3 protein-coding genes are annotated in these 4,012 nt (G+C 30.4%); 2 read left to right on the top strand and 1 reads right to left on the bottom strand.

Annotation, left to right across the window (positions count from 1 at the left end; translation table 11 throughout):
- Positions 1 to 399: 399 nt before the first annotated feature.
- On the bottom strand, positions 400 to 762 hold the full coding sequence (locus E4T68_RS08535) for a thioesterase family protein (RefSeq protein WP_135125977.1): 363 nt from the start codon (positions 760 to 762) through the stop codon (positions 400 to 402).
- Between the two features lie 193 nt (positions 763 to 955).
- On the opposite strand from E4T68_RS08535, the gene E4T68_RS08530 reads away from it, so the two are divergent.
- Together E4T68_RS08530 and clpX are read left to right on the top strand one after the other, a co-directional pair.
- Positions 956 to 1,990 carry a M42 family metallopeptidase gene (locus tag E4T68_RS08530; protein ID WP_135125975.1) on the top strand — a complete coding sequence of 345 codons (1,035 nt, stop codon included), beginning with the start codon at positions 956 to 958 and terminating at the stop codon, positions 1,988 to 1,990.
- A gap of 404 nt (positions 1,991 to 2,394) precedes the next feature.
- Positions 2,395 to 3,645: an ATP-dependent Clp protease ATP-binding subunit ClpX gene (clpX, locus tag E4T68_RS08525; RefSeq protein WP_135125973.1), complete on the top strand. Its 1,251-nt coding sequence runs from the start codon at positions 2,395 to 2,397 to the stop codon at positions 3,643 to 3,645.
- Positions 3,646 to 4,012: the final 367 nt, after the last annotated feature.

The following is a 4,012-nucleotide window of genomic DNA, read 5'->3' as shown; positions in this document are numbered from 1 at the left end:
TAAAAAAGTGATATGTGTGTCTTTTAATTGTAGTAAAATTTGTGTATAATATGACATGTAGATAACCTCTTTCTTTTGATTAGGTACTTATAGAATACTGGTTATCTACTTTTTTGTACACTTTTTTACTTTAATATCTAAAAATAGGGTTAATGAATTTTTTTCATCAACCCTATTTATTATAGAACCATTATTTTTATATAGAATATCATTTGCTAAAGACTACAGATAGTCTAGTTATCATGCTTATTAAAGTCTAATTTTATCAATTACAAGCGATTGAATTCAGTTTTAATTCTATGTCTGGTAAAACAACAATTTTTGAATAGTGTTATATTTTTAAACAAACGATATACAGTGTATTAATTCTCATAGAAAAGTTCACCAATATAGCTTTGGTTATGTTAATTTATTTAAAAATCTTTCTATATTGACCACTGCACGTGTGTGAGTGCCTCTTCCAATTAAAATAGATCCATCATAGGCTTCTATTGTAAACTCAAATTGTCGCCCGTTCTCAATAACATGCGTAATGACAATATGTATCGTTTTACCAATTCTTGTTGCAGCCAAATGTTCCACTTGAATAAACGTTCCAACTGTCGTTTTTTCTTTAGAAAGTTGACGTTGGCAATAATCAAATGCAGTATTTTCCATGAAAGCAATTAAACATGGTGTTGAAAGAACTTCTAAACTCCCAGATCCACAAGCTTTTGCAGAGTGTTCAGGTTCTGTTTGAAAAAACTTATCCAAAATAAACATCATTAACCTCCTTATGTCATATAATAATATTTTAAAAAATACAATGACCGAAGTCAACTAATCATCATAAAATCAAAAAAATCATGCACAAATTGTAGGATATAAACACGATAAAGATTAAGAAATAGCTATCTTGTTAGCGGTGTGATACAATACACTATAAGTAAATGTTTAGGATAAGAGAGGACAATCAATGAATCAAACTATTCAGTATTTGTTGGAATTATTGGCTATTCCATCTCCAACAGGATATACACAAGAGATACAAGATTATTTAATACACACATTAACAGAATTAGGTTACACACCTATCCATACACCAAAAGGGCAAGTTATTGTGACTGTAAAAGGAAAAGAGGACGAAAAACAACGTATGATAACTGCCCACGTTGACACATTGGGTGCTATTGTGCGTGCTATTAAATCAGATGGTCGATTAAAATTAGATAAAATTGGTGGCTTTCCATGGAATATGATTGAGGGAGAGAATTGTACTATTCATGTAGCAAGTCAGAATAAACACATTACTGGAACCATTTTAATTCATCAAACTAGTACTCACGTGTATAAAGATGCAGGAACAGCTGAAAGAACACAGGATAATATGGAAGTTCGCTTGGACGAAAAAACATTATCTAAGCAAGATACACAACAATTAGGAATAGAAGTAGGAGATTTTGTGTCTTTTGATTCACGTACAACGATAACTGAAACAGGATTTGTAAAAAGTCGCTTTTTAGACGATAAAGTAAGTGCTGCTATTCTACTTAATCTTTTGCGTACCTATAAAAAAGACAATATAGAATTGCCAGTTACAACACATTTTACTTTTTCTGTATGTGAAGAAATAGGATACGGTGCTAATTCTTCTATTTCACCTCAAGTTGTAGAATATTTGGCTGTTGATATGGGAGCAATGGGAGATGATCAGCAAACAGATGAATACACTGTATCCATTTGTGTTAAAGACGCTTCCGGTCCTTACCATTATGGTTTCAGGCAATATTTGGTATCTTTGGCTAAACAACATAACATTCCATTCAAACTGGATATTTACCCTTATTATGGTTCAGATGCTTCAGCCGCTATGCGAGCAGGAGCAGATGTTAAACATGCTTTACTTGGTGCTGGCATTGAATCAAGTCATTCATATGAGCGAACACATTTAGAATCCATTCAAGCAACTGAGCAACTCGTTCATATTTATTTAACGAATCCATTACTATAGCGATTAGTTTTTCAGTAAAATATTGGAGAATACAAAACATATTAATATCGAAAAATTTTTTTATTGATTCGATAAAAAAACAAAAGTGCAATAGTATTTATTCTGGTCATGTTCATATAATGTTTTTAAACCTTGATATTTGAATTTAACTCTACAATGTATAGCGATATTGAGAATAAGTAGCATTTTAATTTAAAAAATTCACACATGAAAAGAATAGATCTATCTTGTTTTTGAATAGGAATATTATTATAAATAGAGCATAGGTGATTTCCTTTTTGATTAGCAAAAAAAGACAGCAAAAGTAGATAATTTTATGTCATAACATATCAAAATAGTTGAACTTGTCATGGCTATGTGCTATCTTGGTTAAATGAAAAAGAATAAGAGAGGAATTATAAGAAATGTCAACAAAAACAAACAAAACACCACATTGTTCGTTTTGTGGAAAAAGTGCTGAAGAAGTTCAACAGATTATTTCAGGACCGGATGTATTTATTTGTAATGAGTGTGTTGAATTATGTGAAAACATTTTAAGTGATATGCAAGAGCGTACTTATGAACACTCTTTTGAAGATTTACCAAAACCTTTAGATATATATAACGCATTAAACGAATATGTTATTGGTCAAGAACAAGCCAAAAAAAATTTATCTGTTGCCGTATATAATCATTATAAACGCATTACACAAATGGAAACCAAACAAACTGATGTTGAGCTTCAAAAGAGTAATATCTGTTTAATTGGTCCAACTGGATCTGGAAAGACTTTTTTAGTACAAACATTAGCTAAAATGTTAAATGTTCCTTTTGCTATTTCTGATGCAACAACATTAACAGAAGCAGGATATGTTGGGGAAGACGTTGAAAATGTATTGGTTAAACTTGTTCAAGCAGCTAATTACGATCTTGAATCGGCTAGTCGAGGAATTATTTACATTGATGAAATTGATAAAATTGCACGTAAAAGTGAAAATGTGTCTATCACACGTGATGTTAGTGGCGAAGGTGTTCAACAGGCATTATTAAAAATATTAGAAGGAACAGTTGCTAATATTCCTCCACAAGGTGGACGTAAGCATCCTCATCAGGAATTTTTACAAATTGATACAACTAATATTTTATTTATCGTTGGTGGAGCTTTTGACGGCATTGAAACAATTGTTAAAGAACGCTTAGGATCAAAAGTAATCGGATTTGGGAGTAACTCAACAGATACATTAGATGAACATAAAAGCATTATGCAACAAATTATCCCAGAAGATTTATTAAAGTTTGGATTAATTCCTGAATTTATTGGACGTTTACCGATTATGGCATCATTGGAAAAATTAACTGTTGAAGATTTAACACGTATTTTAGTTGAACCAAAAAATGCATTAGTGAAACAATACGATTATTTGCTTCGTCTAGATCAAGTTGAATTGGAATTTACAAAAGAAGCATTAGAAGCTGTAGCACAAAAAGCTATAGAACGTAACACTGGAGCACGTGGGTTACGTGCCATTATCGAATCAGTTATGTTAAATGTAATGTTCCATATTCCAACAACAAAAGATATTGTCAAATGTGTTATTACTAAAGATGTTATTAATGGAACTGAAGAACCACAATTATTAAATAAACGTGGAAAATTAGTTAAATTGAGTGCTTAATTTTATTGGGAATAGTCTTATAAATAGGTTAGGCAAAACTGTTCAACAAGTGTAAATAGATACTGTTTTTTAATCATTTTCCTATTTAACATATGAATTGGATAAATGATTAAAAAATTTAGTACATATTTAAAAGTACAAAATATGTTAATTATACTCGTCATATTTTTAGTTGTACCTAATATTTTAACAATTTACTCGATAATTAAAAAAATAGAAGATGACTTAATTTATTGAATCAGTAAGTGTCTAGAGTTTTGAGAAAGAGTAAAAATAACTATTTTTTGAGAGAACAGAAGTAATTTTGTTCTCTTTTTTGTTTGGAAAAAATGATTTGGAGGTGATAAAAATTGGATATACAAGATAT

It is taken from the genome of Granulicatella sp. WM01, from assembly GCF_004570605.1.
GTDB lineage: Bacteria > Bacillota > Bacilli > Lactobacillales > Aerococcaceae > WM01.
This window is presented reverse-complemented; position numbering and strand designations above follow the sequence as displayed.

Bases quoted from the DNA above. Each gene is read 5' to 3' on its own strand.
- E4T68_RS08530 (WP_135125975.1), top strand. From the start codon at position 956: ATGAATCAAACTATTCAGTATTTGTTGGAATTATTGGCTATTCCATCT.
- clpX (WP_135125973.1), top strand. From the start codon at position 2,395: ATGTCAACAAAAACAAACAAAACACCACATTGTTCGTTTTGTGGAAAA.
- E4T68_RS08535 (WP_135125977.1), bottom strand. From the start codon at position 762: ATGTTTATTTTGGATAAGTTTTTTCAAACAGAACCTGAACACTCTGCA.